This is a genomic window from Bacteroides sp. NGMCC 1.200775, assembly GCF_040798045.1.
GTDB lineage: Bacteria > Bacteroidota > Bacteroidia > Bacteroidales > Bacteroidaceae > Bacteroides > Bacteroides hominis.
Window position 1 is genome coordinate 156,669 of sequence record NZ_JASCQK010000003.1, and the last position, 25,400, is coordinate 182,068.

Below are 25,400 nucleotides of genomic sequence, written 5' to 3' on the forward strand. Positions count from 1 at the left end.
ACTGACAGATGTTTTGAACTTTGAATAGTTTGTATTTCAGCTTGTTAAGTTTGATTTTTACTTTTTAGCCTCACTGAAGGTCTCTGCAGTATAGAGCCAATATACTTGCTTTTTTGTCAACTATACACAGGGGATTTGCCCTATCCGTTTATTTCCTTTTTGCCTTATTTAGTGCCGCTATCAGATACCTTCCTTTTGCCCCTATGTCACTCCAGCAAGTGTTGGCAATCAGTCGCCACACCGTCGCTCTCTTTCTTCCATAGTCCGACAGCCTGAGAATGGCGTTTACTTCGCCCACTTCGTTACCTGGTAAACTTTGACTTTTACCGGGTATTTACCTTCTTTGTTAAATGATTAGAGACTACATAGGAGATGACCTCGTTTTAAGAGTGTTGAACTAAATTTTAAACGGTGTTTGGATATTTATAAACAATTAGACGGAAATGTATTTGGATATTCATCCTTTTATATCGCATTTTTATCCAGCTCCAATGTTTTATTCATCTGTGCGTATCAATCGGGATAAATGATTTCATAAAAAATAAGGTCACATTCTCTACAATTGATAACGATGGAACATATATACTTGAAATATGAATAGGCAATCAAGACACTACTTATTTTCAAAATATTCTATTAAAACTTAAGCCAATTTGAAAATAAAATGTTACTTTGCAGAAAAAAGAGAAGTATGCGCACAAAATATCAATATGAGAACTTAAATGAAATAGATTTTGAGAATCTTATTATTGCTATATGCCAGAATATATTGGGTATAGGATGCAAAACATTCTCCCAAGGAAAAGACGAAGGGAAAGACAGTTGGTTTGAAGGAAAAGCTGAAAATTTTCCTTCATGTGCATCACAATGGGAAGGGGTGTTTGTGATACAAGCAAAACATACAACTTCATCGGAAGCTAGCTGTTCAGATAACAACTTTTATAAAAATCAAACTAGCATAGTTTCTAAAGAAATAAATCGTTTATTAGAAGTTCAAAAGCAACATCCTTTTGATAACTATTTACTCTTTACTAATAGAAAATTAACAGGTGGTGAACATCCTGAAATTACCAATAGATTGATTTCGGAGCTAAATATAAAGAATGCAGATGTTGTAGGAAAAGAACAACTTGATTCATATTTAGCATCATATCCCAAAATTGTCCAACAATTTGGTCTACACAAATTTAATGCTCCCGAACGATTTTACGAAAAAGATATTCAGGAAGTCATTTTACTTTTTAGTGATGTAAATGATTATTTAAATTTCACTCCATGCAATAGTAGTAACTCTCTTTTGAATATTGATAAAAAGGAAAAGAATCTATTGAATGATTTAAGTGATGAGTATTTTGATTTTATTAAAAAGCAATCGTTACCATATTTTGTTGAGATTGAAAAGTTTCTCAAAGACCCCAAAAACAAGCGGTATACTTTAAAATATCAAAATACAATCGCTGACTTACAAGCATATATAATACAACATAGAGGGGAATTCCCTTCTTTCATGGAGGTAATAGAACATATCGTTAACACTATTGTTGATTTAGACAAAGAAGAAATAAAAGATAGAAGAAACTTGTTTCGAATATTTGTTCATTTTATGTATTTTAATTGCGATATAGGTAAAATTAAATGATAGCTCCTAATAAATATTTAGATTTAAACCTCTCTATTCTCAATTTAGGAGGTATAATCTTGAAGATTCTTCAATCCTCAGGAATAATGAGATATGATGATCTTCTTGATAGATTAGTTTTTGTTCAAGGAGAAAATACCAAAGAAGTATTTTCATCAACTCTTAGTTTCCTATATTTATTAGGGAAAATACAATATAATAAGAATTTAGATACCATAGAATTACTACGATGAAATTGAGTCAATTATATTCTAATACAAGTACTTTTAAAGATATTGTATTCAACAACGGTATCAATCTAGTAATAGGTAAAGTTACTAAAAAATATGACCTTACCAAAGATTCACACAATCTTGGAAAATCAACATTGATTGGAGTGCTAGATTTTATGCTTCTGAAACAGATTGACAACAAGCATGTCTTTAAAAAATTTGAAACTAAATTTAATGGGATTGTTTTATTTTTGGAGATTTTTTTAAATTCAGGCGACTATTTAACTATTCGCCGTAGCATTAATGAACCTAACAAAATATCATTCAAAAGAAACAACCAAAAAACTCGTTTAAGTGAAGATTCTGACTGGGATATCCTTGACATGGGGCTATCACCAAGCATAAAGGCTTTAAATGCCTATCTTGCTTTTGACATACTCACTAATTGGAATTATAGAAAATCTATAACATACTTTTTGCGAGGTCAAAATGATTACAATGACGTATTCCAATTAGGAAAATTCCAAAATGGGAAACATGTTGATTGGAAACCTTTTATGTTTGATCTACTTGGATTTAATGGAAAGCTGTTAACTCAAAAATATAATTTTGACAGTCAAATTGAAAATCAAACCAAATTTATTAATAGTATTAAAAATGAATTTTCTGTAGATGAGGGAGAAATAGACAAGATAAAAGGACGAATAGCATTAAAGCATTCAGAATTAGAAGAGACTAGGAAACAAATAGATAGTTTTAATTTTTATAAACAAGAACGTAGTTTAAATAAGAATCTCGTTGATAATATTGAGAATTCTATCGCAGAGTTTAACTCTTTGGAATATAGTCTTTCTTATGAATTAGATAAGGCTCAAAAATCCATAGCTAATTCAGTTTCATTCGACATGGAACAGTTGAAAGACATATATTCTGATGTAGAAGTCTATTTTCCTCAATCTTTGAGTAAAAGCTACGAAGAATTGGTACAATTCAATAATGATATTACCAAAGAAAGAAATAAGTATTTAAAAGAACGTATTAAGGCTATTACAGAAGAATTACAAGAAGTACGTCAAAAGTTACAAGAGTTAAATGCCCAAAGAAATGAAACTTTAAATGTTTTACAATCTAAGGATTCATTTAAGAAGTTCAAGACTTATCAAATTAATCTTGCAAGACTTGAAGGTGAAATCTCGAAATTAGAAGAACAACTTAAAAGTATTGATAAAATTGCAAACTTAAAGGATATTGTATCGGAAATCGATAGTAAACTTGAAGTTACGATAAAGGAGATAAATGATAATATAAAGTATCAAGATAACCCTATTAATGCAGAAATTAAGAAAATCTTCAATGAGGTTTTCCGCACAGTGTTTAATGTCGAAGCATTATTATATGTCACACAAAACACTAATGGTAATGTAGAATTCAAAACTGATGTAGCTGAGTCATCAAGAATTACAGCTGAAAGTAATGGATATACCTATCGAAAAATGCTTTGTGTAGCTTTTGATGTGGCTGTTTTAATCGCATATCGTAAACATTCATTTTATCGTTTTGTTTATCATGACGGAGTTTTAGAAGGATTGGACAATCGTAAGAAGAAGAAATTCATAGAACTCGTACAAGAATATTGCAAACTATATGATATTCAATATATATGTACTTCAATAGAAGACGATTTGCCCATTGAAATTCTAGAAACGTTCACCACAGAAGAGAAGTGTTTAACCCTTGATGATTCTGGTGATGATGGCAAATTGTTTGGTTTCAGTTTTTGATATTTAATAACATTCTATGTCTCTTAAGGAAATAGAAAATTCCGTTGAGAGACATAGATATAATCATATAAACGAATAGAATACGATTACTATGGAAATGTTTTTAAACCACAACTGTTTAAAATGCGGTTACCCCTTATATGATAGTGTAAACGACTATGCAGTAAGTAGATATGGTTTTCCATTATGTAAAGTATGTCAAAACTGGCTTACAGAAAAGTCTAAAGCTACCGAATATGCTAAAAGGTTATATCTAGCTTTGAAACAGAGAAATGTACCTGCGGAACTTGAAAAGTACGATGGACATAAAACAATTGATATAGCGATAACATGTCTTAAAATAAATATAGAAGTTGACGGGAGTCAACATAATATGGATTCGAGACAAGCTTTGTCTGACCTAAATCGCACGAAATTCTCATTAGATAAAGGCTTTTTCACATTAAGAGTTCCTAATTCATTGGTAAAAGATAATATAGAAAAAACCGCAGATATAATTGTTGATATATTGCAGAAGAGGAAAGAAGAAATAGAGAAATCTAAACATGCAAATGAAACCGATATATCGCCTAAAGAACTGCAACTTCATGAATTAGTAACGGATTTTCTATCTTGGTTCTATATCGTATTTGAACAAGATTGGGCATATGGAAAAGAATGCATTAAATATCAAGATTGCGATGGGCTATTATCTACAAATCACGAAAATTGGGGAAATAAAGAGTATATGTTGATGTCTTTTTATAAATTGATTGAATATATGACAGAAAATAAGATATTTAATTCTACTATGCCTAATTGTTCTGACAGTGACGCAGATAATGAAGTGTGCTTTAATATAATAAGATGTTATTTTGGAGAATTCATAGACAATCTTCCTCAAAATTTATTCAAATCCTAGCAATACAGTATAAAACCTAATTGCACACAATTTGCACACATCTCAGGAAAATAAAGGAAAGAGGGAGATAGTACTTGAAAAAGAAATAAAAAAGAGGAGAATGAAGTGCATTGATAATCAATTATTTGCGACTCAGGGGTCTGGAGGATATCAGGTGTATGATAGACTTTTCAATATTTGGCTTAGGAGGAATTACTGATTTAACCGGAAACATCAGTGCTAACCATCTTCGCGGCTGTCGGTGATTGGTATAAAAATAAAAGACCGGTGTCAGTTCATTCGACGACACCGGTCTTTTATCCTTTTATTCATCAATCAAGTTTCTACTTTACTTCGATGCCCTTGTTTTTCAAAGTCATATTCAATATTGTAGTATACTTCGTGTACTGAGCATCCGTCAACGTTTTTTTCATCAACTTCAGATTTCCGTAGACAGCGTTACGAACCAGGGTGTCTTTATTCTTTTTTGACGTAGTGGCTCTTCCCATCTGCTCGTCAAAGTAGTTACAAATGTTGGCTACTTCTTCTGCCTGTACAGAAGATAAATTCAGGTATTTACCCAATTTATTCACATTGATGTTACCTTCCCATTTTGCAACTGTAGGTTGATTTTCTGCTGCAAATGTGGTGGCAGCAAGGCAGAGTGCTGCTACTAATGTTAATCCTAATCTTTTCATAATACCTACTTTTTTAATTGTTATTCCTGAAAACTAATCTTTGTCCCTATCCTTATCATAAGGACCCCTAATACCTATTAAAAACAATTGTTAAGCTCTTAGCTTTTTCTTTTTACCTATGCAAATATACAAATATGTTGTTCAACATAAAAGGGATAGGGAAGGGAAGTAGGCAATAAGGTGTCATTTCTTGATGTATATCAAGAAAGAAGTGTGAAAAAGATAACATTATTGCGAAAATTGAAACAGTTTTGTAATAAGATACCTATATGGAACAGAATAGTGTCACCAGAAACGGCACGCTAAAGTCCACAATGAAACCATGAAAGATAGAGACTATGACGAATTCCTGCCCTGAACAACGGGTGATAATGGGAAGAGTCGTATCCATAGTGGTAGCTCCTCCGACTGAAATGGGGGCCAGTTTTCCGAAGAACTTTACCAATAAAGGAGCACAAAGCAAGGCGATGATTTCGCGCATGATATTTGAGAGCAGTGCGATGGTTCCCAGTTCGGCTCCTTTGTATTCGGTGATGAAAATGCTTGAGAGTGAATAATACCCGAATCCGGAACCCACTGCCATGCAATCGGCCGGTGAGCGATGCGATAGAAAGAGACTGACTACGGCACATCCTGCCAGTGTGCCCAGAATGGTCATTACGGGTAGGAAGAGTAAGCGCGGATTCAGTGACCGGAAACTTTTCAATGTTTGCGGATCATTGCCTATACTGATACCGACACAAAACATCAGCCCGCATAAAGCATAAAAACTGAGTTTGCTTTGGCTGAAATCATATGGAATCAGATGAAAAAGTCCGCACAGGGTGCCGACGATAAAAAAAGAGACGATAATAAGGCTGCCTTTCATGGCTTCACCTCCTTTTTCTGATAACGTGCATAAAGCAGATACCATAGTCCCCATGCAGCCAGTGTGCTTCCGGCTACGGCTGCTGTGGTGATGATGAAGGCTTCCAGCCCGATGGCGTGCAGTCCTTTCACGATGGCTTCGTTGCCTCCTACATCGATGCCGAGGAGGAAGAGCAACAGCCATATTAATAATGTGATGACTTTATGTATCCATGTGAGTCTTTTGCTACGTAACAGGTAGCCAAGCAGCATACCTGTAAGCATGATTCCGATTATTATAAACATATAAATGTGCTTTTAGGGCACAAAGATAGTGGTTTCTTTATAAATCCGGCATCGTTGGGGGAACTGCGTGGTTTTTAACCGTCAGCATGTAGTTGGTTTCTGCGCTGAATCCAACCATTCCGGTACCGCCGTTCACATTGCTGGGGAAAGCAATGGGCTCACTTAAGGTATTGTCATAGGCATCTGAGTCGAGCAGGTTCAGTGCTCTCAGATAATAATATTCTTTTTCGGTGATGCTGAGTATGCGGATATAGACATCTGTTTTTATCCATGTATATTCACTTCCCCAGAATCCCCATCCGTAAATATCGTTATAGACAGTCATTGTATAACTTCCGTCCGCGAAACGTGAGTCGTCAAATACGGCATACTTGTTAGTGACACTGCCGAACAGGCCGTTTTCGTCATCTTCTTCCGTACTCGGCTTGCCGTCGGTCAATACCACATCTTCGTTTGTCTGCAACTTAAAACTTTTCGACATGGCCGATTCCCAGTTAATCTGGTCACCCTGTTGCCAATAGTATTTCCAGTATTTCCGCTGTTCCACAATGATCCGATAGAAATTCTTCTCCCCCGGACGGTCGTTTATTTGGATTTGATAACGGAGATGTCTTCTCGGCGGAGTCCCGTAACCATAGTTACTTGGTATTCTCATGATAGAGACTGTATCTACCTTTTCTATCTTCCCGATAGGTTGGGGGACGGTGACTTCCGCCCATGCATGATATGCACCGTCATCTGTCATGGCGTCTATGCGGACTACATCGCCCGGACGGAAAGTACTGTTGATATAAAAACGTCCTTTATCGCTGCTGTACGGATCGGGGCGCAGCGTTTCGCTGAGAGAACCGTTAATGCGTACTTCCACAGTGGCTCCGTTGATTTGTCCGATTTGGTTTCTGCCGGTAAAGTTCAGGAACAGTTCGTTGTAAGTGCTATCGGCGTTGATGATGGCGTTCATCACCAGTTTAGGCGGATTCTCCTTCAGATCGAAAGGGAGATCGTGGTTGCAGGCTGTGGCAGATATAATAACCAGCAGGAACAGGAGTATGTCGTGAATGGATCGTTTCATAAATACTTAGAATTTATATGTATAACTGAATGAAGGAATACAAGGCAACAAGGTGAATTTCCGGATGACCGGTATGCGGTTGCCTTGTGCTTGTTCGCCTTGAGTATATTCGGTCTTTTTGTAGGTGCGATATACCAAGGTAGGGTTCATGGCATTGTATACATTATATATACTGACGTTCCAGATACGCATGCCATGTCGTGTTTTCTTGCTGAAATTAACACCTACATTGAGCCGGTGCGTGGCGGGAAGGCGATAGTTGTTGCGGTGCTTGACATAATCTCCTTCTTGTATCGATGAATTGTTATCGCCCGGACGGATGATAGCCGTCAGTTCAGTGGGGATTGTGGTTGTACCTCCGGTGGTAAGTATCCATGAGGCACTTACGTCGATTCGTTCGTTGAACCGGTGGTTGAGGGTCAGGTCTATATTGTGCCTCCGGTCATATTTATATGGAAAGCGTGCCCCATTGTTTATCCCTCCTTTGGCAAATTTACGGTCACTCTTGGCCAATGTATATGCCAGCCATCCGGTTGTCTTCCCGATGGTTCTCTGTGCCATGAATTCTATACCCATGGAGCGTCCGCGTCCCATCTCCACTTTGTCTTCCCATCCGGTGGAAGAGCCGAGGAAACTGACTCCGTCTTTGTATTCAAGCACATTTTTCATTCCTTTATAGTAGCTTTCCACCGAGAATTCCCATCCGTCGATTCCTGTGTAATAGCCACCCAACGATACCTGATGCGCCTGCATAGGTTTGATTTTATTGGTCACCGGCACCCACAGGTCGGTGGGCATGGCGAACGGCATGGATGAAATCAAGTGTACATACTGGCTCATTTTGGTGTAAGAAGCTTTGATTACGATGTCCTTGTTGAGCTGATAGCGTGCGGAGATGCGGGGTTGTATGGAGAAATAGTTTTTCTTTTGCACTTGGAAAGTCGAGAAGTGCAGGCCCAGGTTCATACGCAGGCGACTGCTCAGGTTGAAGTTGTCTTCAAGGTAGGCAGATGCTTCGTGGGCAAGGATTTCGCTGTTAGAGGCGGTATAATACGTCGTATCCCGCTCGATGGTTTCTCCGGTCTTGTCGAATATCTTTGAGGTGGATACTTCCGGGCGGAAACTATGGTGCAGGTATTGCATTCCGAACTTGACATGGTGTGCGGGGATAGGATTATAGTCAAAATCTATCTGAGCACTCCAGTCCCGGATTCCCGATTTATAGTCGGCTTTATAGCGGTTCCAGGTTATTTGGTTGTTTGTATGTATCTCGTTCTTGGTGAACGTGCTGACGTCAAACTTATAGTTATTGAAAGCGACTGTGGTATTGCTGAACAGTTTGTTGTTAAAGATGTAATTCCAGCGTCCCGAAACGATGGTGTTGCCCCAGTTCATTTTTCCGCCGTCCCTGTACTTGTCTTCGTCACCGTAGTAAGTGTCGTCATACTTTGTCATGAAATGGTCTTTGCCATTGTATGCACTGAGGAAGAGGCGGCTCCGGTCGGAGAATTTATGGTTGATTTTGGCATTGATGTCATAAAAGTAATAACTGTACTTTTCTTCTTTTGGCATGAAGGGTTTGGCCAGCAGGTCGATGTAGGAGCGGCGGGCAGAAATGTTGAAAGAAGTCCGGTCCTTGATGATCGGCCCTTCGAAATTGAGTTTGCTGGTCAGGAGTCCTATACTGACTACGCCATGATAGTTCTTCATGTCGCCATCATTGGTGCGTACGTCAATTACGGAGGAGAGGCGTCCGCCGAAGCGGGCGGGGAAAGAACTTTTGAAGAGGGTTACTTTCTTTACGGCTTCGGGAGTGAAGACAGAGAAGAATCCTAATAAATGATCTACGTTGTACACCGGTACACCGTCCAGCAAGATCAGGTTCTGGTCGGGGCCACCACCACGTACATACAATCCGGCAGATCCTTCCATTCCGGCCTGTACGCCCGGCATCAACTGGATGGCTTTCATTACATCTGCTTCTCCCAGTATGCTGGGAGTGTTTTTTATTTGTGTCATCGGTATCTCGCTGGCACCCATTTGAGTGGCCATGATCCCCGATTCGGTCTTGTCCGACACGACGACCACTTCTTGCAGCATGTTGCTGTCTTTCATCCGGATGTTCAGCAGGGTGTCACGGGTCAGGGTCAGTACGTGTTGCTGGCTGGTGTAACCCAAATAGGAGAAGCTCAACTGAGCTTCTCCTTCTGGCAGCGTAATGCTGTAGAAACCGTAAGGATTGGTGGTGGTTCCTTGATGATGACGACTCTCAAGAATATTGGCACCAATCAGCGTTTCGGCAGACGCCCCGTCAGTTACGTATCCACTGATAGTAAACCTGCGGCTTACGGGTTTGGGGGGGATTTTTTGTAACAGGATGTGCTTTCCTGTTATTTTATAGCTTATCGGTTCGTTGGCAAACAACTGGTTCAGAACCTCTCCGAGAGGTTTCTTCTGTACGTTGAGGCTGACTTTATGGTCGAGTTTCACTTCTTCACCGTAGATGAAAGAGAAACCGGTGGCTTGTTCTATATGCCGGATAATCTCTGAGAGGCTGGTGTTTTGCAGCTTGAGGGTGATCCTGGGCTCCGGTGTCTGCGCGTTGATAGTCGAAAAGAATATGGAAACCACACACATCAGAATGTAACTTCTGATGTGGTGGAAATCCGGATTGGATTTTCTCATGTTTAGTTAAGTTTAGTAGTAATCGTTATTTCTTCATTGTTGTGTGAATAGTTGAATTTACCGACTGTATGCAGCAGATCGAGAATCTGATCGAGTCCTTCTCCGTCGGAGAATCGTGCCGTGATCCGGTAGTTCTGCAATGCTTTGTCTGCTATGGAGATGTTTACACCAAACGTGTTGGACAACTGTCGGGCGATCTCCTGCAGGGGAAGGTTGGTGAAGACTAATTCGCCATTCCGCCAGGCTATCTCTTCGGCAGCGCGATCTGAAACTTCAAGGGTCATGCTCTTTTTCACCTTATTATATATAGCACTTTCGTTTGGCTTCAGAACCATGCGCACAGAATTGGCTTTATTGCTCACCACCACGGAACCTTCGAGTAGGGTGGTTTTCACTTCCGGATCGTCCGGATAGGACTCTACGTTGAAGTGAGTTCCCAGTACCTCTACATTGACCGACTCTGTCTGTACGATGAAAGGGTGTTCCCGATTCTTCGTCACTTCGAAATACGCTTCTCCTTTCAAGTCCACTTCCCTGTGTTTCCCCTTGAATTTCTCGGGATAGGTGAGAGAAGAGAAATGGTTCAGCGTCACTTCCGTTCCATCGGGTAACTTTATAGTCCGTGTGTCGGCCAGTGTAGAAACGGTTTGCAAGGCGGCAGGTTTCAGATAGCAATAAGTGCTCCATCCGATGTAGCAGAACAAAGCGATGGCGGCTACTGCCGAGAAAATGCGTATAGAGAAAAGCCGGTGTGCCGGACGTGGCAATCGCTTCTCTAATATCTGATAGCTTGCCGCTGCCGAGAATCTTCCTCTGGGCGAGCGGGTGGAGGCTATGAGTTTCTCCAATAATCGGTTAAGTTCCTGGTCGGTATACTTCATTTTTTATTTCGTTATTTTTTCACCAGCCGGATAGACATTTGGGTCGTTTCCGACTTTCCGTTCTGAGGCCGGCAGATAAGCTGAATGTATTCATTCGTTCCCACTTTCTGGGGATAGACCAGAATAGTGGCTTTGGCCGATTTACTGCCTCCCTTGATGGTGACTTTATTATCTTTAATCTTAAAAAACTGTGCCGAAGAACTTCCGGGTTTCGTCGGACGTGAGGGTGATTCGATGAAGACAATCCGGTCTTCTTTCGTTTTATCAACCGCAATGATCTTTACCTGGAATTCGGCTTCCGCAGTATTCTTTGGGTAAGAGAAGTCCTGCGCTTTCTTTTCGAATCCCAGATATTCCTTGGGATAGGAGTTGTTGCCGTTTTCGCATGCAGTGAAACACAGTGCCATCGTAAACAATGCAAAGGTTGTAGGTCTTAATAACTTCTTCATAAGCTAAGTCTTTGTGTTTTGATTAAAATGAATTTCACTGATAAAGACAGAGCGTTCGAAGGATCTCCCTATCGGGAATGTGCAAATAAAAGTTAAATCTTGTCCATCGTTTCCGGCCGGTGGTTCATTGTTTATCGTTCATCGTCAATATCGCTTCTTTCAGTCGGATTGTTGCTTTCTGGAGTTGGGCGTCTACGGTCTTTGTGCTGATGCCCAATTCTTCGGCCACCTGTGCATAGCTTTGTTTTTCTTCGCGGACGCGGATGAACACTTCTCTGCAACGTTCGGGCAGGCGGTCGAGCGCCTTCACATAGATGGCGAACAGCTCTTCACTGATCATTGATTCCTCGGGCGAATCGCTTTGTGCTTCCGGTTCCGGCAATACTTCGGTGGATACGGTTGTGCGCCTGTTCTCTTTTTCCAGATAGTTGAGTGAGGCGTTTTTCACCAGTATGAAGCAATAGTCCTCAATGCTTTTGACTTCGGGCAACGAACTGCGTTGTTCCCAGAGTTTCAAGAATACATCAAGTACGATCTCTTGCGACCATTCTTCCCGCTTTACGTAATAGTAGGCAATGCGGTAAAGCCGGTCGTACGTCATATCGTAGAAGGATCGGAACGCCGTTTGCGAGTCCAGCTCCTTCATTCGTCTTAATAGTTTTCGAACCTCTGATTCGGTCATGACTTTATAATTTTAGTTGTCCACCCGGAGAAGATCGCTCATGATGCTGTCGGAAATAAAAATTCCTTCTCGGGTGAGGCGCAGAGCACCTTCGTGTATTTCTAATTTGCCGTTTTCTAAAGAAGGACGTGCCATCTTGAGGCAGTATTGTTCCAGTTCGGTTCCATAATCGTTGCGGAGGCGTTCGAGTGAAATTCCCCATTGAGTGCGGACGGAGGTAATGACAAATTCATTGTACCGGGTAGTCAGATCCCGTTCTTCCCGTTCAAAGTCCCGTTTGCCGCTTTTGATGCCTGCTATGTATTTCTCTATCGACGAACAGTTCCATTCGCGTGTTGCTCCGTCGAAAGAGTGTGCCGACGGACCACAACCGAGGTAACTGGCCCCTTGCCAGTACGAAGTGTTATGGCGTGAATACATTCCCGGCTTGCAAAAGTTGGATATTTCGTAGTGCTCATATCCTGCTTCCTGCAGCCGGTCTATCAATAAGGTGAAGAACCGGACACTGCTGTCCTCGTCCACTTCTTCAACCTGGTGTTTTTGCAACATTCTATAAATAGGAGTACCTTCTTCATAAATCAGGTGGTAGGCCGAAACATGCTCCACATTGAGGGCAATGGCCTGTTGCAGGTCCTTTTCCCAACGCTCTGCTGTCTCACCGGGAAGTCCGTAAATCAAGTCGATACTGATGTTGCGGAACCCGTAGGTACGGCATAATTCTACTGCACGAATGGCTTGAGTGGCATTGTGGCGTCGCTTCAATAACGTAAGCGTGGCATCATCAAAAGTCTGGATACCCATACTGATGCGGTTGAATGGCAAGCGGGAGAGCATTTGCACATATTCCGGACAGAGGTCATCCGGATTGGCTTCAAGCGTTATTTCATGGCAATTTTCCATTCCGTATACACGCCGGACGGTGTCGAACACTTTCCGGAAGTCCTCTTCATCAAGTTGCGAAGGAGTACCTCCACCAAAGTAGAGCGTTTCTATGGGCTCTCCTTTCAGGTAAGTATATCTCATTTCCAGCTCCTTGCAGAGGGCTTCGATGTAGTGTCCTTTCCGTTCGCTTCGCGTGGTGGAGTAAAAATCGCAATAAATACAGCGTGTCTTACAGAAGGGGACATGTATGTATATGCCTGCCATGATAGTCTGAGTTATTTTTGCGTTTTAAATTGCAAAAGTAAGGTTTTCGTTTTAGTAAACAACTTTGCAGGGCATATATTCTTTCTTATTTAACGGGAGGAAAGTTCCTTTTTAACCATTTGACAATCTGATTATCTGATGATCTCAGAATGCTTTCGTTTTGTGCCGCTCTGAAGGTTGGAGAAAAAAACGCCTGCATTTGCCGGTAGGATTTTCCCATGTGTCGCAGATCTGTGATATCTGTTCTCCAATAGATAGCTGTGCGGCGGAATCCTGCCCTTTTTCTTTTATTTTCCTCTTCCTCCGGTGATTCTGTTATATATGGTTTGACTGGCTTTACAGAACAACCGGAGGAGAAAGAGGCATTCATACGGCCTTTTTGTTATAACAATATATGTAATGTGGCAAAACATGAGGAGATTTTCGGAAATGAAGTAAGCATTTCCGGAAAGTGCTTACTTCTTTGGGTCCGAATGCTTACTTCTTTTTCCGGAAATACACCGTCTTTGTGCTGAAAAACCGCCGTCTTTTGCCTCAAATACTCCCGTTTTGCGCCGAAAACTCCGTTACTGAATCCTATTTCATTCAGTTTGGCAGAAGGTAGTGTAAGCAGATGTGAGGTGGATAATGCTTTTTAATAGATAATAAAGGAAAAGACTTTCATTCTGACAAACGGTTTATTCTCTTCCCGTTTGTATCAACATGTTACATAACATTGTTTAGTAACACTGTCAGTTTTATTGCTTTTCATTTGATTAATGCCTAATTTGCGCCTCAGTAAAAAAAGGGTATGCGAAAAACACATACTGAATCATTCATTTAAATCTTATATATCATGAAAAAGACCTTAAGAATTTGTTTAGGAGTGACTTTCTTTTTATTTGTTTCTGTTAATGTCTGTTTGTCTGCGTTGAAAAACAAAGATAAAAAAGCGAATATGAAGATGCTTACTTTAGAGTGTCTTGCAATGGGAGAAGGTACTGATACCGGAGAAGGAGGAGGAGGCAACTATTCATGTACAGTAACTGTAGAATGTGGATTTCCTCTATCTGGTTCAGTATCTTGTAGTGGTAAAAAATGTAGTAGAGGGCTTGATTGGTTAAATGGTGCCTATGTTGAATGTGATGGAAATAAGACTTATTGCTAAAGGGTAATGAATAGAATATTGATTCTTATTATCGCAATTTTATGTTTTTCTTCTTGTAACAACAAGGAGAAAAATCGTAACTTAATGTATTGTCAGTCGGAAATTAAGATAGAAGAATATCCTGATTCTAGTTTCTTCTCCAACATTACGTGTATGACTTATTATAAGAATAAGATATATGTTTTGGATAAAAAACGGGGAGACATTGTGGCGTTAAGTGATAACTTAAAAGAGATGGAATATGTTAGCAAACATGGTGAAGCCCCTTATGAAACAACATGGCCATTTACCTTTAATGTACTGAATGACACGGTATATGTTGTTGATTTTGGAACAAAGTCAATGAAAAAATTTCATGGAGGAGTTTTCTATGGTGATTTTTCACTTTCAAATGCAAATGAAAACAGATTTAGTCTCAATGATTCTTTAATCTTTTTATCTGCGAATACGGATTCGACAAGTTTTCTAATGATTGATAAATATCACCCAAACAAACAAATCCCAATGGGAAAGGTTGTACGAGAAAAAACTCCTTTTAAAACCATTATATCTAACAAGAAACATATTCTTTATGATCAAGGCAAAGGAATATTTTCGATTTCAAATTGCTACCCTTATATAGAGCAATATAATATTCATGGAGAATATATTAAAACATTTGATATCTCTTCAATTCCTATAATAAAAGAAGCAACAGAAATTGCTAAAAAGAATTCTAATAAAGAGAAATCTGTCTATATATACATACGTGATGCTTATCTTGCAAATGACCATATATATATACTGTGTTCATCACGGAGCTCATCAGGCGATTATCGTGTAAATACTATTTTGAAATTATCAATCAATGACGAAATGAAGCATATCTCTACCTACATTCTTCCACATGATATATATTCTTCTTTTTGTGTTTCAGACACATATCTATTTGCTTCACAAGAAGTGGCAGGAGTAACCATTGAAAAAATAAAAATAGGTGATGCGAAAAAATAAATTCTTTACCTTATTTATATTGCTTTGCATTATATGGGGATGTAGCAATAATCAAAAAAAAGAAAATGATGTTACTAAAACTCCCCAAAAGGATGTTTATAACTTAATAGGGAAAAGGGTAACCTCCATTGATTCTATTGTGTCAAATAAGACTTGTAGAGTTATTTTTCTATTTAACTATTATGATTGTGGGAGTTGTATAGATTTAGGATTCTCTATTACAAAAAAAATAGATTCTCTTTATAGAAATAATAAAGTAGCTATTATTTCAACTATGGGAAGCCCTTCATCTTTCCAGAAACGTAATAAATATTATGAGTATATATATCTTGACTCAAAAGATCTGATAAGAAAAGAATTGAAATATGTTCCAACACCTATAATGCTTTTATTGGATTCTTCAAACTGTATAAAAGACTATATATTCCCTAATACATCAGATGATAGAGAAGTTGTTCCATTTATAGAATCTGTTTTATAAGGAAGCATAAGCCAAGAGGTATATTATATTGGTGTTACCAAGTTCGATAATACGGAAAGTTGTTATCCTAATTCAACTTCGTTTAGAGAGTGCCAAGAGTTTGTGACACTGTGATATCTGCTTAATAAACAGATCCTGTATGTTACATAACATTGTTTAGTAACACTGTCAGTTTTATTGCTTTTCATTTGATTAATGCCTAATTTGCGCCTCAGTAAAAAAAGGGTATGCGAAAAACACATACTGAATCATTCATTTAAATCTTATATATCATGAAAGTATATCAGACTAACGAAATTAAGAACATTGCCCTTCTTGGCAATGACGGCTCAGGAAAAACCACTCTCACAGAAGCGTTGCTCTATGAGAGTGGTATTATAAAACGTCGCGGCAGGATTACTGCCAAGAATACCGTAAGCGATTACTTTCCGGTGGAACAGGAATATGGATATTCCGTCTTTTCAACTATTTTTCATGTGGAATGGAATGGAAAGAAACTGAACATCATAGACTGTCCGGGCAGCGATGACTTTGTAGGTGCTGCCATGACGGCACTCAACGTAACCGATACAGCTATTTTGCTGCTGAACGGACAATATGGACCGGAAGTGGGAACACAAAATCATTTCCGCTATACCGAAAAACTGGGTAAACCGGTAATCTTCCTGGTGAATCAACTCGATAACGAGAAGTGCGATTATGATATGGTGCTTGAACAACTGAAGTCCATTTACGGACCGAAAGTGGTTCCCGTCCAGTATCCTTTGGCTACAGGCCCGAATTTCAACTCACTGATCGACGTGCTGCTGATGAAGAAATACTCTTGGGGACCCGAAGGTGGAGCACCCACTATTGAAGAGATCCCGGCCGAAGAGATGGACAAGGCTATGGAAATGCACAAAGCCCTGGTAGAAGCCGCTGCTGAGAATGATGAAGGCTTGATGGAAAAATTCTTCGAACAGGATTCACTGACAGAAGACGAAATGCGTGAAGGTATCCGCAAAGGATTGGCTGCACGTGGCATGTTCCCCGTATTCTGTGTCTGTGCAGGCAAAGATATGGGTGTACGTCGTCTGATGGAGTTTCTGGGTAATGTAGTGCCCGGTGTATCCGAAATGCCGAAAGTGCATAATACCCGTGGTGAAGTGGTGGAACCCGATCCCGATGGGCCTACTTCACTCTATTTCTTCAAAACAGGTGTGGAGCCGCATATTGGCGACGTTCAATACTTCAAGGTGATGAGCGGAAAAGTGCACGAAGGAGATGACTTTACGAATGCCGACCGCGGTTCGAAAGAACGTGTGGCACAGATTTATGCTTGTGCCGGTGCCAACCGTATCAAAGTAGAAGAGATGGTGGCCGGTGATATCGGCTGTACCGTGAAGCTGAAAGATGTTCATACCGGAAACACGCTAAATGGTAAAGGTGCCGAAAACCGGTTTAATTTTATTAAATATCCGAATTCTAAATATTCACGCGCCATCAAACCGGTGAACGAAGCCGATACAGAGAAGATGATGGTTATCTTGAACCGTATGCGCGAGGAAGATCCGACTTGGGTCATCGAACAATCGAAAGAATTGAAACAGACCATCGTACATGGTCAGGGTGAATTCCACCTCCGTACTTTAAAGTGGCGTCTGGAGAATAATGAAAAACTTCAGGTGAAATTCGAGGAACCGAAGATTCCTTATCGTGAGACCATCACTAAGGCGGCCCGTGCCGACTATCGTCATAAAAAACAATCGGGTGGTGCCGGACAGTTTGGTGAAGTGCACTTGATTGTAGAACCATATTATGAAGGAATGCCGGTGCCCGATACGTATAAGTTCGGTGGACAGGAATTTAAGATTAATGTGAAAGGTACCGAAGAAGTTCCATTGGAATGGGGCGGAAAATTGGTATTTGTTAACAGTATTGTCGGTGGTTCTATCGATGCCCGCTTCCTGCCTGCTATCCTTAAAGGTATCATGTCCCGTATGGAGCAGGGACCTCTCACCGGTTCGTACGCCCGCGATGTACGTGTCATCGTATATGACGGAAAGATGCACCCGGTAGATTCTAATGAAATCTCGTTCATGCTGGCCGGACGCAATGCTTTCAGCGAAGCATTTAAGAATGCGGGACCGAAGATTCTCGAACCTATTTATGATGTAGAAGTCTTTGTGCCTTCCGATAAGATGGGTGATGTGATGGGAGATCTTCAGGGACGTCGTGCCATGATCATGGGCATGAGCAGCGAAAACGGTTATGAAAAGCTGGTCGCTAAAGTGCCTTTAAAAGAGATGTCTTCTTATTCGACAGCGCTCAGCTCGCTTACCGGAGGTCGTGCTTCGTTCATTATGAAATTTGCAAGTTACGAACTTGTTCCGAGTGATGTGCAGGATAAATTAATAAAAGACTTCGAATCCAAGCAAACAGAAGAATAATGTGGTTACAGCCTGCCGGACTGCGGGCTGCAAATGGCTGAACTGCTGAGTTATAAAGCTATGAGGAGTGTACAATGTATGTGCAACTGCTCGTAGCTTTATTCTTTTAAGGCATTCTGCTTGTGGTTGTAGCTGCCGTTACATGCCATTGACAGTTCGTCGGTCGCCTCTTGAAACCTGCTTACTCATTAACAATGATTAAAGAAAGTAGATTTTCTGAAGAGAAATCTTTAATTTTTTATTAAATTTGCAAACCAAAGGCATATACGTTTTGTTATAGTGGTCAGAATACGACCTAAAAAACGTCTTTCGGTTAATTATAGAGAACATCCTGTTAAAACAGGTTAAGCTGTTAGGAGTGTTAATTAGGGAGTGTTAATTTTGTTGCTATGAAAAAGTCAACAATCTGGATATTAGGCATTATTATGGGTCTTTCCTTTCTGAGTTTGCTCTATTTACAAGTGAGCTACATCGAAGAAATGGTGAAGATGCGTAAAGAACAATTTAATACATCCGTGCGAAATGCTTTGTTTCAGGTTTCAAAGGATGTGGAGTATGATGAAACGCAACGTTGGCTGTTAGAAGACATTACTGAAGCGGAACGTAGAGCACTGGCTCAGTCTTCTTCTACTACCGAACAGAAAAATGGTTTGATTCAGCAATCGGAGCGTTATAGGTTCAAGTCACCGGACGGAACCCTGTATTCGGAGTTTGAACTAAAGATGATTACCACCGAGCCGTCGAAGGTGCCCAAAGCCATGATTTCGGAGAGACATGGCCGGAATACCATTCCGCAGACATCGCGAAGCTTGACCGACGCTATTAAAAATAGGTATATGTATCAGCGTTTCCTGCTCGACGATGTAGCTTTGCGGATGATTTACAAAGCAAGCGATAAGTCGATTGGCGAACGGGTGAACTTTAAGAAGCTGGATAATTATCTGAAGTCTAACTTTATTAATAATGGTATAGAGTTGCTATATCATTTTTCGGTAATCGATAAAGATGGACGTGAGGTATATCGCTGTTCGGATTACGAAGAGGGAGGAAGTGAGGATTCTTATACCCAACCTCTGTTCCAAAATGATCCGCCTGCGAAGATGAGTATTGTGAAGGTGCACTTTCCGGGAAAGAAAGATTATATCTTCGACTCGGTTAGTTTTATGATCCCTTCGATGATATTCACTTTCGTACTGTTGATTACATTCATCTTCACTATCTACATCGTCTTCCGCCAGAAGAAGCTGACAGAAATGAAGAATGACTTTATCAACAATATGACACACGAGTTCAAGACACCGATATCTACCATCTCGCTTGCCGCGCAGATGCTGAAAGATCCCGCAGTCGGGAAATCACCGCAGATGTTCCAGCATATATCGGGAGTCATTAATGATGAAACGAAGCGGTTGAGATTCCAGGTGGAGAAAGTTCTTCAGATGTCTATGTTCGACAGACAGAAAGCAACACTGAAGATGAAAGAACTCGATGCCAATGAGTTGATTACCGGGGTTATCAATACGTTCGCTCTGAAGGTGGAACGCTATAATGGTAAGATTACATCGAACCTTGAGGCTACCAATCCTGTTATATTTGCGGACGAAATGCATATCACCAATGTGATATTCAACCTGATGGATAACGCGGTGAAATACAAGAAGCCCGAAGAAGACCTGGTGCTCGACGTGAGAACTTGGAACGAACCCGGTAAACTGATGATTTCGATACAGGACAACGGTATTGGTATTAAAAAAGAAAACCTGAAGAAGGTGTTTGATAAGTTCTATCGCGTGCATACAGGTAATCTGCACGATGTAAAAGGTTTCGGTCTGGGACTGGCTTATGTGAAAAAGATTATTCAGGATCATAAGGGAACCATCCGGGCGGAGAGTGAACTGAATGTAGGAACTAAATTTATTATTGCATTACCTTTATTAAAAAATGATTGATATGGACGAGAAACTGCGTATTTTATTATGCGAAGATGATGAAAATCTTGGCATGCTTTTAAGAGAATATTTACAGGCGAAAGGTTACTCTGCTGAGTTGTATCCTGATGGAGAAGCCGGATTTAAGGCTTTCCTGAAGAATAAATATGACTTGTGCGTGTTCGACGTGATGATGCCTAAGAAAGATGGTTTCACGCTGGCACAGGAGGTTCGTGCGGCCAACGCTGAAATTCCGATTATCTTCCTGACTGCAAAGACACTCAAGGAGGATATTCTGGAAGGATTTAAGATCGGTGCGGATGATTACATCACCAAACCTTTCAGTATGGAAGAACTTACTTTCAGAATTGAAGCGATCTTGAGACGTGTTCGTGGAAAGAAGAACAAAGAAAGCAATATCTATAAGATCGGTAAGTTTACGTTTGATACACAAAAGCAGATTCTGGCTATCGGTGACAAACAAACTAAGTTGACTACCAAGGAATCGGAATTGCTGGGATTGTTGTGTGCACATGCCAACGAGATTTTGCAGCGTGACTTTGCTTTGAAGACTATCTGGATTGATGATAACTATTTCAATGCCCGTAGTATGGACGTATATATCACCAAACTGCGTAAGCACCTGAAGGATGATGATTCGATTGAGATTATCAACATCCACGGAAAAGGTTACAAGTTGATTACCCCCGAACCGGAATCATAATGGAGAGGGGGATATACAGAAATAAAAAAGCCGGAAAACATTCGTTTTCCGGCTTTTTTATTTCTGTTGAAAATATTAATCCGCAATTCTTTTATTGATCGCAATGTAAGAAATGAGTCCGAGTACCACCAATACTATCGAGCCTCCCAGGATAGCGTTGTTGTTCACGTCTCCGGTCAGAGAACAAACAATCAGAATGATTATTCCGACTAAGATTAATATCAATCCTAAATTCTTTAATAAGCCTTTCATGTGTGTGTATTTTAATAGATTATTATATTCCAGTCACAAATTAACGCATAATTCTTTAACGAGCGAAATTATTTTCGCAAAAAAACCATTAATTAGCCATAAATAGTTGATTTGGTTGCTTTCACTTCTCCGTATTGATTAATCTTTGGTATTGAAAAATATCTTTCTCAATACTTCCTGGCTTACGCTTAATTCTTCGACTGTGATGCCGTGCAACGCCTCTTTCAGTGTCCGGTTGGCTATAACACGGGCTTTTTCTTCCAGTTCTTTTCCTGTTTTGGTCAGGTGGATCAGATTGGTACGACGGTCCTTTTTGTCGGAGATACGGACAACCAGATGCTGGCGTTCCATATTGTCGATTAAGCGGGTCATACTCGGTTTATCTTTAAAAGTTGCATTGCACAACTCTTGTTGGGTCACTCCGTCTTTTTCCCAGAGAAAAATAAGAACCGTCCATTGTTCCGGGCTGATCTCCAGACCGTTCTGTCTGAAGTTACGGTATAGCTTACGGTTGATGGCGGCAGAAACTTTGCCATTCAGGATAGCAAAGATTAGTCTGATATCAAAATTAAATTGTTCGATCATGAAATTATTGTTTAAGCAACTTTGCAAAGATAAATGTCTTCTTCGACAAATCCTATCCCGTGGCATAAAAAAAGATTAAATGTTTGCAGTTCAAAATAAAATGCCTACCTTTGCACCGCATTTTTAAAATCAAATAATTTATTTATTTAATTAAAACGAGTATGAATCAATACGAAACCGTTTTCATTTTAACTCCCGTTTTGTCTGATGTTCAGATGAAGGAAGCGGTAGAAAAATTCAAAGGCATTCTTCAGGCTGAAGGTGCTGAGATTATCAATGAAGAAAACTGGGGACTGAAGAAACTGGCTTATCCAATCCAGAAGAAGTCTACAGGATTCTATCAGCTGATTGAGTTCAATGCAGAACCTACTGTTATTGACAAGTTGGAATTAAATTTCCGTCGTGATGAACGCGTAATCCGTTTCCTGACTTTCAGAATGGATAAATACGCTGCAGAATATGCTGCAAAGAGAAGAAGTGTTAAATCAAACAAAAAGGAGGATTAATCATGGCACAACAAGTTCAATCAGAAATCAGATATTTAACTCCGCCTTCAGTAGACGTTAAGAAGAAAAAATACTGCCGTTTCAAAAAGAGTGGTATTAGGTATATCGACTACAAAGATCCTGAATTCTTGAAGAAATTCTTGAATGAGCAGGGTAAGATCCTTCCGCGCCGTATCACCGGTACTTCTTTGAAGTTCCAGCGTCGTATTGCGCAGGCTGTGAAGAGAGCACGTCACCTGGCGTTACTTCCATTTGTAACTGACATGATGAAATAAGGAGGAAAAGTATGGAAATTATATTGAAAGAAGACGTAGTAAACTTGGGTTATAAGAATGACATCGTAACTGTTAAGTCTGGTTATGGTCGTAATTACTTGATCCCCACCGGAAAAGCTGTTATTGCTTCTCCTTCTGCAAAGAAAATGTTGGCTGAAGAACTGAAACAGCGTGCTCACAAACTTGAGAAAATCAAGAAAGATGCTGAAGCACTGGCTGCTAAGTTGGAAGGTGTATCTTTGACTATCGCTACAAAGGTTAGCTCAACCGGTACTATCTTCGGTTCTGTTGGTAACATCCAGATCGCTGAGGAATTGGCTAAGTTGGGTCACGAAATCGACAGAAAGATCATCGTTGTAAAAGACGCTGTAAAAGAAGTTGGTTCTTATAAAGCTATCGTTAAACTGCACAAAGAAGTTTCTGTAGAAATTCCTTTTGAAGTAGTAGCTGAATAAGCCTATCATATGACATTGAGAAGGGACATTCCAAAACGGGATGTCCTTTTTTTTTTGAGAGATTATTGGGAGAGTGTCTTTGTTTATAAATAAAGAGATACCCGGCAGAGGTGCCCAGTGTTGAAGAAGGGGAGATGTGGAGGAAACGACTTCCGTAATGGAAAGGTACGGATATAAAAAAAGTCTGTACGTGCTTTTGCACGGCAGACTTTCAATTCTCTCTAATGTTGTTCGAGATTATTCAGCTACAACTGCTTCAGTTGCAGTAGAGTCAGTTGCTGTAGTATCAGCTACCTGAGCTGCTGCTTCAGCTGCAGCTGCTTCAACTGCTGCGATAGAGTCAGCGATACGGATAGAATCTGCAGTTGCTTTTTCAGCGTCAGCTGCTTTGTTACCACAAGATGCGAATGATACTGCTGCGATAGCTACGAACATCAAAACTAATTTTTTCATTTTCTTTGCTTTTTAAATCTGTAATACAATCAATTGCTTATTAAAACGATGCAAAGGTATGTACTTTTTGCATATGTTGTACTCCTAAACCCAACTTTTTTTTATTTTTTTTTTAGAAGAATGTTTCATTATGTTTTTTTGTATGTTTTAAAACATATCTAATCTTCTGCTATACTGTTATATAGATAGCGTTTGATACTTCTTTTCGGAGTCTTCTCAAACTCAGTGGGGTAGAGTTGAATCTGGCTTACTTTTTCGTAGGCTGCCACGCTATTATTCAAATTCTTCAGGTTTTCGTCCATAATCGTTTTCAGGTTATCTTCGTGGTTGAGTCCTAAAGAATCCAGCGCTTCATAATCGGCATATACCAAGGCAACCAGTTTCTTGTTTCGTTCTATGATAAGACTTTCGAGAATGAAAGGCAGATTATTAAGTTTAGCCTCAATTTCTTCGGGGAAGATGTTCTGTCCGCTCGAACTGAGTATCATCGTCTTCAGGCGGCCACGGATGAAAATATTACCTTCATCGTCCATAGTGCCTAAGTCCCCGGTGCGCAACCAACCGTCTTTAGTGAAAACTTCGCGGGTGGCTTCCGGATTTTTATAATATCCCGTCATTACGTTTTCTCCACGCACTTGTATTTCTCCGGTACCGGCTTCCGGATTCTCCTTATAAATACGGGCTTCCATGATATCGAGTATTTTACCTGATGAGGAAGGGACGAATTTATCCCAGGGAGCATAACTGATGAGCGGCCCACATTCCGTCATGCCGTAGCCAATGGTGAAAGGGAACTTGATTTTATGGAAAAACTCTTCTACTTCCGGGTTCATAGCGGCTCCGCCGATAATAATTTCCTTGAAACGTCCTCCAAGGGCATCGATCAGCTTCTTGCGAATCTGTCCGTATATCTGGCTGTCGAGAAGGGGGATGCTCAACGCCCATTTCATGCCTTTCTTGCTGATGATGGGTTGGATTACATTTTTATAGATCTTCTCGATGACAAGCGGTACTGTGATAATCAGGTTGGGTTTGACCTCTTCGAAAGCTTTCATTATGATTTTGGGGGAGGGAACTTTGCCAAGCAGGGTTACGTGCGTGCCAACTGCCGTAGCTGTCAGAAAGTCGAAAGCACATCCGTAAGCATGGGCAAGTGGGAGGAAAGAGAGCACTTTATCACCTTTTTTTAGCAATTCCGTTCGGATACCGAAAGTCACATTACCGGCCAGGTTGTTGCCGGTCAGCATTACTCCTTTACTGAATCCGGTAGTGCCGGAGGTATAATTCAGTAACATAACCTTGTCGTTGGACAAGGTGGTGTAAAGGACATCTTCTTTTTGGAATCCTTTCGGGTAAGTTTCTTCCATGCACTGATTGATATGTTTCAGGAATTTCTGAACCGTTTCGCCATCGCGTTGGTGCAGGCAACGGAAGTCTGTCAGTGAAAAGACGGCACGGATGCCGGTCAGTCGTTCTTCTTCCAAAGTTTCCCAGATGGTGTCGCTGGTGAAAAGGAAGACAGATTCAGAATGATTTACGATATGGTGTACATCATTCGGATTGAAGTCTTGCAAGATAGGTACTACGATGGCCCCGTAGGTAATGGTCGCCATGTAAGCGATGCACCAACGGGCATTATTTTTTCCGATGACTGCGATTTTATCTCCCCGGCGCAAACTACAGTGCTTGAAAAGCAAATGAAGTTTGGCTATTTCTTCGGCTACTTCACCGTAAGTATAACTTTCCGGTTCACCATAATTGGTGTAGCAGGGCAAATCCCAGTTTTCACGGAAACTATTTTCGTAGAGTTTTATAAAGTTTTCTTTTATCATTGCACGTTTTTTGAAGATTTGTGCAAAAGTAGGTATAAACTTTCAGAATAGAAAACCTCTAAC

Annotated in this window: 28 protein-coding genes; 13 read left to right on the forward strand and 15 right to left on the reverse strand. The window is 40.2% G+C overall.

Annotation, left to right across the window (positions count from 1 at the left end; all coding sequences use genetic code 11):
* Positions 1-148: 148 nt before the first annotated feature.
* Positions 149-298: a hypothetical protein gene (locus QK890_RS09885; protein ID WP_175413933.1), complete on the reverse strand. Its 150-nt coding sequence runs from the start codon at positions 296-298 to the stop codon at positions 149-151.
* A 393-nt stretch (positions 299-691) separates the two neighbouring features.
* Here QK890_RS09885 and QK890_RS09890 point away from each other — a divergent pair, with 393 nt between their 5' ends.
* The 4 genes from QK890_RS09890 (at position 692) to QK890_RS09905 (ending at position 4,533) form a co-directional block, all read left to right on the forward strand.
* Positions 692-1,639, forward strand: a complete 948-nt coding sequence (locus tag QK890_RS09890; protein WP_032539709.1) for an ABC-three component system protein — start codon at positions 692-694, stop codon at positions 1,637-1,639.
* Positions 1,640-1,725: 86 nt separating this feature from the next.
* Positions 1,726-1,872: an ABC-three component system middle component 8 gene (locus tag QK890_RS09895; RefSeq protein ID WP_350448881.1), complete on the forward strand. Its 147-nt coding sequence runs from the start codon at positions 1,726-1,728 to the stop codon at positions 1,870-1,872.
* Positions 1,869-3,632 carry a DUF2326 domain-containing protein gene (locus tag QK890_RS09900; RefSeq protein ID WP_032539707.1) on the forward strand — a complete coding sequence of 588 codons (1,764 nt, stop codon included), beginning with the start codon at positions 1,869-1,871 and terminating at the stop codon, positions 3,630-3,632. The genes QK890_RS09895 and QK890_RS09900 overlap by 4 nt, the downstream gene beginning before the upstream one ends.
* 91 nt (positions 3,633-3,723) lie before the next feature.
* Entirely contained in the window at positions 3,724-4,533 is an 810-nt protein-coding gene (locus QK890_RS09905; protein WP_032539706.1) for an endonuclease domain-containing protein, read from the forward strand.
* Between the two features lie 323 nt (positions 4,534-4,856).
* Here the strand turns inward: QK890_RS09905 and QK890_RS09910 are convergent, their stop codons facing one another.
* The 10 genes from QK890_RS09910 to QK890_RS09955 all read right to left on the reverse strand — a co-directional run bounded on the left by QK890_RS09910 (position 4,857) and on the right by QK890_RS09955 (position 13,647).
* Entirely contained in the window at positions 4,857-5,210 is a 354-nt protein-coding gene (locus QK890_RS09910; RefSeq protein ID WP_005808506.1) for a hypothetical protein, read from the reverse strand.
* A 265-nt stretch (positions 5,211-5,475) separates the two neighbouring features.
* Positions 5,476-6,078 carry a lysine exporter LysO family protein gene (locus QK890_RS09915; RefSeq protein WP_005808504.1) on the reverse strand — a complete coding sequence of 201 codons (603 nt, stop codon included), beginning with the start codon at positions 6,076-6,078 and terminating at the stop codon, positions 5,476-5,478.
* On the reverse strand, positions 6,075-6,362 hold the full coding sequence (locus tag QK890_RS09920) for a LysO family transporter (RefSeq protein WP_005808502.1): 288 nt from the start codon (positions 6,360-6,362) through the stop codon (positions 6,075-6,077). The genes QK890_RS09915 and QK890_RS09920 overlap by 4 nt, the downstream gene beginning before the upstream one ends.
* A gap of 37 nt (positions 6,363-6,399) precedes the next feature.
* Positions 6,400-7,434: a DUF4249 domain-containing protein gene (locus tag QK890_RS09925; RefSeq protein ID WP_032539704.1), complete on the reverse strand. Its 1,035-nt coding sequence runs from the start codon at positions 7,432-7,434 to the stop codon at positions 6,400-6,402.
* Between the two features lie 6 nt (positions 7,435-7,440).
* Positions 7,441-10,119 carry a TonB-dependent receptor gene (locus QK890_RS09930; RefSeq protein ID WP_032539702.1) on the reverse strand — a complete coding sequence of 893 codons (2,679 nt, stop codon included), beginning with the start codon at positions 10,117-10,119 and terminating at the stop codon, positions 7,441-7,443.
* Positions 10,120-10,121: 2 nt separating this feature from the next.
* On the reverse strand, positions 10,122-11,000 hold the full coding sequence (locus QK890_RS09935) for a FecR family protein (RefSeq protein WP_005821859.1): 879 nt from the start codon (positions 10,998-11,000) through the stop codon (positions 10,122-10,124).
* 11 nt (positions 11,001-11,011) lie between these two features.
* Positions 11,012-11,449, reverse strand: coding sequence for a hypothetical protein (locus tag QK890_RS09940; RefSeq protein WP_032539701.1), 438 nt, complete (start codon positions 11,447-11,449; stop codon positions 11,012-11,014).
* Positions 11,450-11,573: 124 nt separating this feature from the next.
* Positions 11,574-12,131, reverse strand: a complete 558-nt coding sequence (locus QK890_RS09945) for an RNA polymerase sigma-70 factor (protein WP_005808492.1) — start codon at positions 12,129-12,131, stop codon at positions 11,574-11,576.
* A gap of 12 nt (positions 12,132-12,143) precedes the next feature.
* Complete coding sequence (gene hemW, locus QK890_RS09950; RefSeq protein WP_032539700.1) at positions 12,144-13,277, reverse strand: radical SAM family heme chaperone HemW; 1,134 nt, start codon at positions 13,275-13,277, stop codon at positions 12,144-12,146.
* Positions 13,278-13,362: 85 nt separating this feature from the next.
* Positions 13,363-13,647 carry a hypothetical protein gene (locus QK890_RS09955; protein ID WP_032539699.1) on the reverse strand — a complete coding sequence of 95 codons (285 nt, stop codon included), beginning with the start codon at positions 13,645-13,647 and terminating at the stop codon, positions 13,363-13,365.
* A gap of 465 nt (positions 13,648-14,112) precedes the next feature.
* Between QK890_RS09955 and QK890_RS09960 the strand changes: the two genes are divergently transcribed.
* The 6 genes from QK890_RS09960 to QK890_RS09985 all read left to right on the forward strand — a co-directional run bounded on the left by QK890_RS09960 (position 14,113) and on the right by QK890_RS09985 (position 20,979).
* Positions 14,113-14,424 carry a hypothetical protein gene (locus QK890_RS09960; protein WP_005808483.1) on the forward strand — a complete coding sequence of 104 codons (312 nt, stop codon included), beginning with the start codon at positions 14,113-14,115 and terminating at the stop codon, positions 14,422-14,424.
* A 6-nt stretch (positions 14,425-14,430) separates the two neighbouring features.
* Complete coding sequence (locus tag QK890_RS09965) at positions 14,431-15,417, forward strand: hypothetical protein (RefSeq protein ID WP_005781464.1); 987 nt, start codon at positions 14,431-14,433, stop codon at positions 15,415-15,417.
* On the forward strand, positions 15,404-15,898 hold the full coding sequence (locus QK890_RS09970) for a hypothetical protein (protein ID WP_005781462.1): 495 nt from the start codon (positions 15,404-15,406) through the stop codon (positions 15,896-15,898). The genes QK890_RS09965 and QK890_RS09970 overlap by 14 nt, the downstream gene beginning before the upstream one ends.
* Positions 15,899-16,170: 272 nt before the next feature.
* The gene (locus tag QK890_RS09975; RefSeq protein ID WP_032532016.1) at positions 16,171-18,327 is read left to right on the forward strand and encodes a translation factor GTPase family protein; all 2,157 of its coding nucleotides are present in this window, start codon (positions 16,171-16,173) and stop codon (positions 18,325-18,327) included.
* 389 nt (positions 18,328-18,716) lie between these two features.
* Complete coding sequence (locus QK890_RS09980; RefSeq protein WP_005781458.1) at positions 18,717-20,276, forward strand: sensor histidine kinase KdpD; 1,560 nt, start codon at positions 18,717-18,719, stop codon at positions 20,274-20,276.
* Between the two features lies 1 nt (position 20,277).
* On the forward strand, positions 20,278-20,979 hold the full coding sequence (locus QK890_RS09985) for a response regulator transcription factor (RefSeq protein WP_005781457.1): 702 nt from the start codon (positions 20,278-20,280) through the stop codon (positions 20,977-20,979).
* Between the two features lie 75 nt (positions 20,980-21,054).
* Here QK890_RS09985 and QK890_RS09990 read toward each other — a convergent pair whose 3' ends face one another.
* Positions 21,055-21,231: a hypothetical protein gene (locus QK890_RS09990; RefSeq protein WP_005781456.1), complete on the reverse strand. Its 177-nt coding sequence runs from the start codon at positions 21,229-21,231 to the stop codon at positions 21,055-21,057.
* A gap of 138 nt (positions 21,232-21,369) precedes the next feature.
* Positions 21,370-21,816, reverse strand: coding sequence for a MarR family winged helix-turn-helix transcriptional regulator (locus QK890_RS09995; protein ID WP_005781455.1), 447 nt, complete (start codon positions 21,814-21,816; stop codon positions 21,370-21,372).
* 161 nt (positions 21,817-21,977) lie between these two features.
* On the opposite strand from QK890_RS09995, the gene rpsF reads away from it, so the two are divergent.
* Genes rpsF through rplI form a run of 3 tightly spaced genes read left to right on the forward strand, consistent with a single transcriptional unit; the run spans position 21,978 to position 23,052 of the window.
* Positions 21,978-22,322, forward strand: a complete 345-nt coding sequence (gene rpsF, locus QK890_RS10000) for a 30S ribosomal protein S6 (RefSeq protein ID WP_005781453.1) — start codon at positions 21,978-21,980, stop codon at positions 22,320-22,322.
* Between the two features lie 2 nt (positions 22,323-22,324).
* On the forward strand, positions 22,325-22,597 hold the full coding sequence (gene rpsR / locus QK890_RS10005; protein WP_005781450.1) for a 30S ribosomal protein S18: 273 nt from the start codon (positions 22,325-22,327) through the stop codon (positions 22,595-22,597).
* Between the two features lie 11 nt (positions 22,598-22,608).
* Complete coding sequence (gene rplI / locus QK890_RS10010; RefSeq protein ID WP_005781448.1) at positions 22,609-23,052, forward strand: 50S ribosomal protein L9; 444 nt, start codon at positions 22,609-22,611, stop codon at positions 23,050-23,052.
* 237 nt (positions 23,053-23,289) lie between these two features.
* Here the strand turns inward: rplI and QK890_RS10015 are convergent, their stop codons facing one another.
* Positions 23,290-23,505: a hypothetical protein gene (locus QK890_RS10015; RefSeq protein WP_005808476.1), complete on the reverse strand. Its 216-nt coding sequence runs from the start codon at positions 23,503-23,505 to the stop codon at positions 23,290-23,292.
* 158 nt (positions 23,506-23,663) lie between these two features.
* Positions 23,664-25,337, reverse strand: coding sequence for a long-chain fatty acid--CoA ligase (locus QK890_RS10020; RefSeq protein ID WP_005808472.1), 1,674 nt, complete (start codon positions 25,335-25,337; stop codon positions 23,664-23,666).
* Positions 25,338-25,400: the final 63 nt, after the last annotated feature.

Excerpts from the sequence above, each read along its gene's own strand:
- QK890_RS09890 (WP_032539709.1), top strand. The coding sequence starts at position 692 with ATGCGCACAAAATATCAATATGAGAACTTAAATGAAATAGATTTTGAG.
- QK890_RS09895 (WP_350448881.1), top strand. The coding sequence starts at position 1,726 with ATGAGATATGATGATCTTCTTGATAGATTAGTTTTTGTTCAAGGAGAA.
- QK890_RS09900 (WP_032539707.1), top strand. The coding sequence starts at position 1,869 with ATGAAATTGAGTCAATTATATTCTAATACAAGTACTTTTAAAGATATT.
- QK890_RS09905 (WP_032539706.1), top strand. The coding sequence starts at position 3,724 with ATGGAAATGTTTTTAAACCACAACTGTTTAAAATGCGGTTACCCCTTA.
- QK890_RS09910 (WP_005808506.1), bottom strand. The coding sequence starts at position 5,210 with ATGAAAAGATTAGGATTAACATTAGTAGCAGCACTCTGCCTTGCTGCC.
- QK890_RS09915 (WP_005808504.1), bottom strand. The coding sequence starts at position 6,078 with ATGAAAGGCAGCCTTATTATCGTCTCTTTTTTTATCGTCGGCACCCTG.
- QK890_RS09920 (WP_005808502.1), bottom strand. The coding sequence starts at position 6,362 with ATGTTTATAATAATCGGAATCATGCTTACAGGTATGCTGCTTGGCTAC.
- QK890_RS09925 (WP_032539704.1), bottom strand. The coding sequence starts at position 7,434 with ATGAAACGATCCATTCACGACATACTCCTGTTCCTGCTGGTTATTATA.
- QK890_RS09930 (WP_032539702.1), bottom strand. The coding sequence starts at position 10,119 with ATGAGAAAATCCAATCCGGATTTCCACCACATCAGAAGTTACATTCTG.
- QK890_RS09935 (WP_005821859.1), bottom strand. The coding sequence starts at position 11,000 with ATGAAGTATACCGACCAGGAACTTAACCGATTATTGGAGAAACTCATA.
- QK890_RS09940 (WP_032539701.1), bottom strand. The coding sequence starts at position 11,449 with ATGAAGAAGTTATTAAGACCTACAACCTTTGCATTGTTTACGATGGCA.
- QK890_RS09945 (WP_005808492.1), bottom strand. The coding sequence starts at position 12,131 with ATGACCGAATCAGAGGTTCGAAAACTATTAAGACGAATGAAGGAGCTG.
- hemW (WP_032539700.1), bottom strand. The coding sequence starts at position 13,277 with ATGGCAGGCATATACATACATGTCCCCTTCTGTAAGACACGCTGTATT.
- QK890_RS09955 (WP_032539699.1), bottom strand. The coding sequence starts at position 13,647 with ATGAATGCCTCTTTCTCCTCCGGTTGTTCTGTAAAGCCAGTCAAACCA.
- QK890_RS09960 (WP_005808483.1), top strand. The coding sequence starts at position 14,113 with ATGAAAAAGACCTTAAGAATTTGTTTAGGAGTGACTTTCTTTTTATTT.
- QK890_RS09965 (WP_005781464.1), top strand. The coding sequence starts at position 14,431 with ATGAATAGAATATTGATTCTTATTATCGCAATTTTATGTTTTTCTTCT.
- QK890_RS09970 (WP_005781462.1), top strand. The coding sequence starts at position 15,404 with ATGCGAAAAAATAAATTCTTTACCTTATTTATATTGCTTTGCATTATA.
- QK890_RS09975 (WP_032532016.1), top strand. The coding sequence starts at position 16,171 with ATGAAAGTATATCAGACTAACGAAATTAAGAACATTGCCCTTCTTGGC.
- QK890_RS09980 (WP_005781458.1), top strand. The coding sequence starts at position 18,717 with ATGAAAAAGTCAACAATCTGGATATTAGGCATTATTATGGGTCTTTCC.
- QK890_RS09985 (WP_005781457.1), top strand. The coding sequence starts at position 20,278 with ATGGACGAGAAACTGCGTATTTTATTATGCGAAGATGATGAAAATCTT.
- QK890_RS09990 (WP_005781456.1), bottom strand. The coding sequence starts at position 21,231 with ATGAAAGGCTTATTAAAGAATTTAGGATTGATATTAATCTTAGTCGGA.
- QK890_RS09995 (WP_005781455.1), bottom strand. The coding sequence starts at position 21,816 with ATGATCGAACAATTTAATTTTGATATCAGACTAATCTTTGCTATCCTG.
- rpsF (WP_005781453.1), top strand. The coding sequence starts at position 21,978 with ATGAATCAATACGAAACCGTTTTCATTTTAACTCCCGTTTTGTCTGAT.
- rpsR (WP_005781450.1), top strand. The coding sequence starts at position 22,325 with ATGGCACAACAAGTTCAATCAGAAATCAGATATTTAACTCCGCCTTCA.
- rplI (WP_005781448.1), top strand. The coding sequence starts at position 22,609 with ATGGAAATTATATTGAAAGAAGACGTAGTAAACTTGGGTTATAAGAAT.
- QK890_RS10015 (WP_005808476.1), bottom strand. The coding sequence starts at position 23,505 with ATGAAAAAATTAGTTTTGATGTTCGTAGCTATCGCAGCAGTATCATTC.
- QK890_RS10020 (WP_005808472.1), bottom strand. The coding sequence starts at position 25,337 with ATGATAAAAGAAAACTTTATAAAACTCTACGAAAATAGTTTCCGTGAA.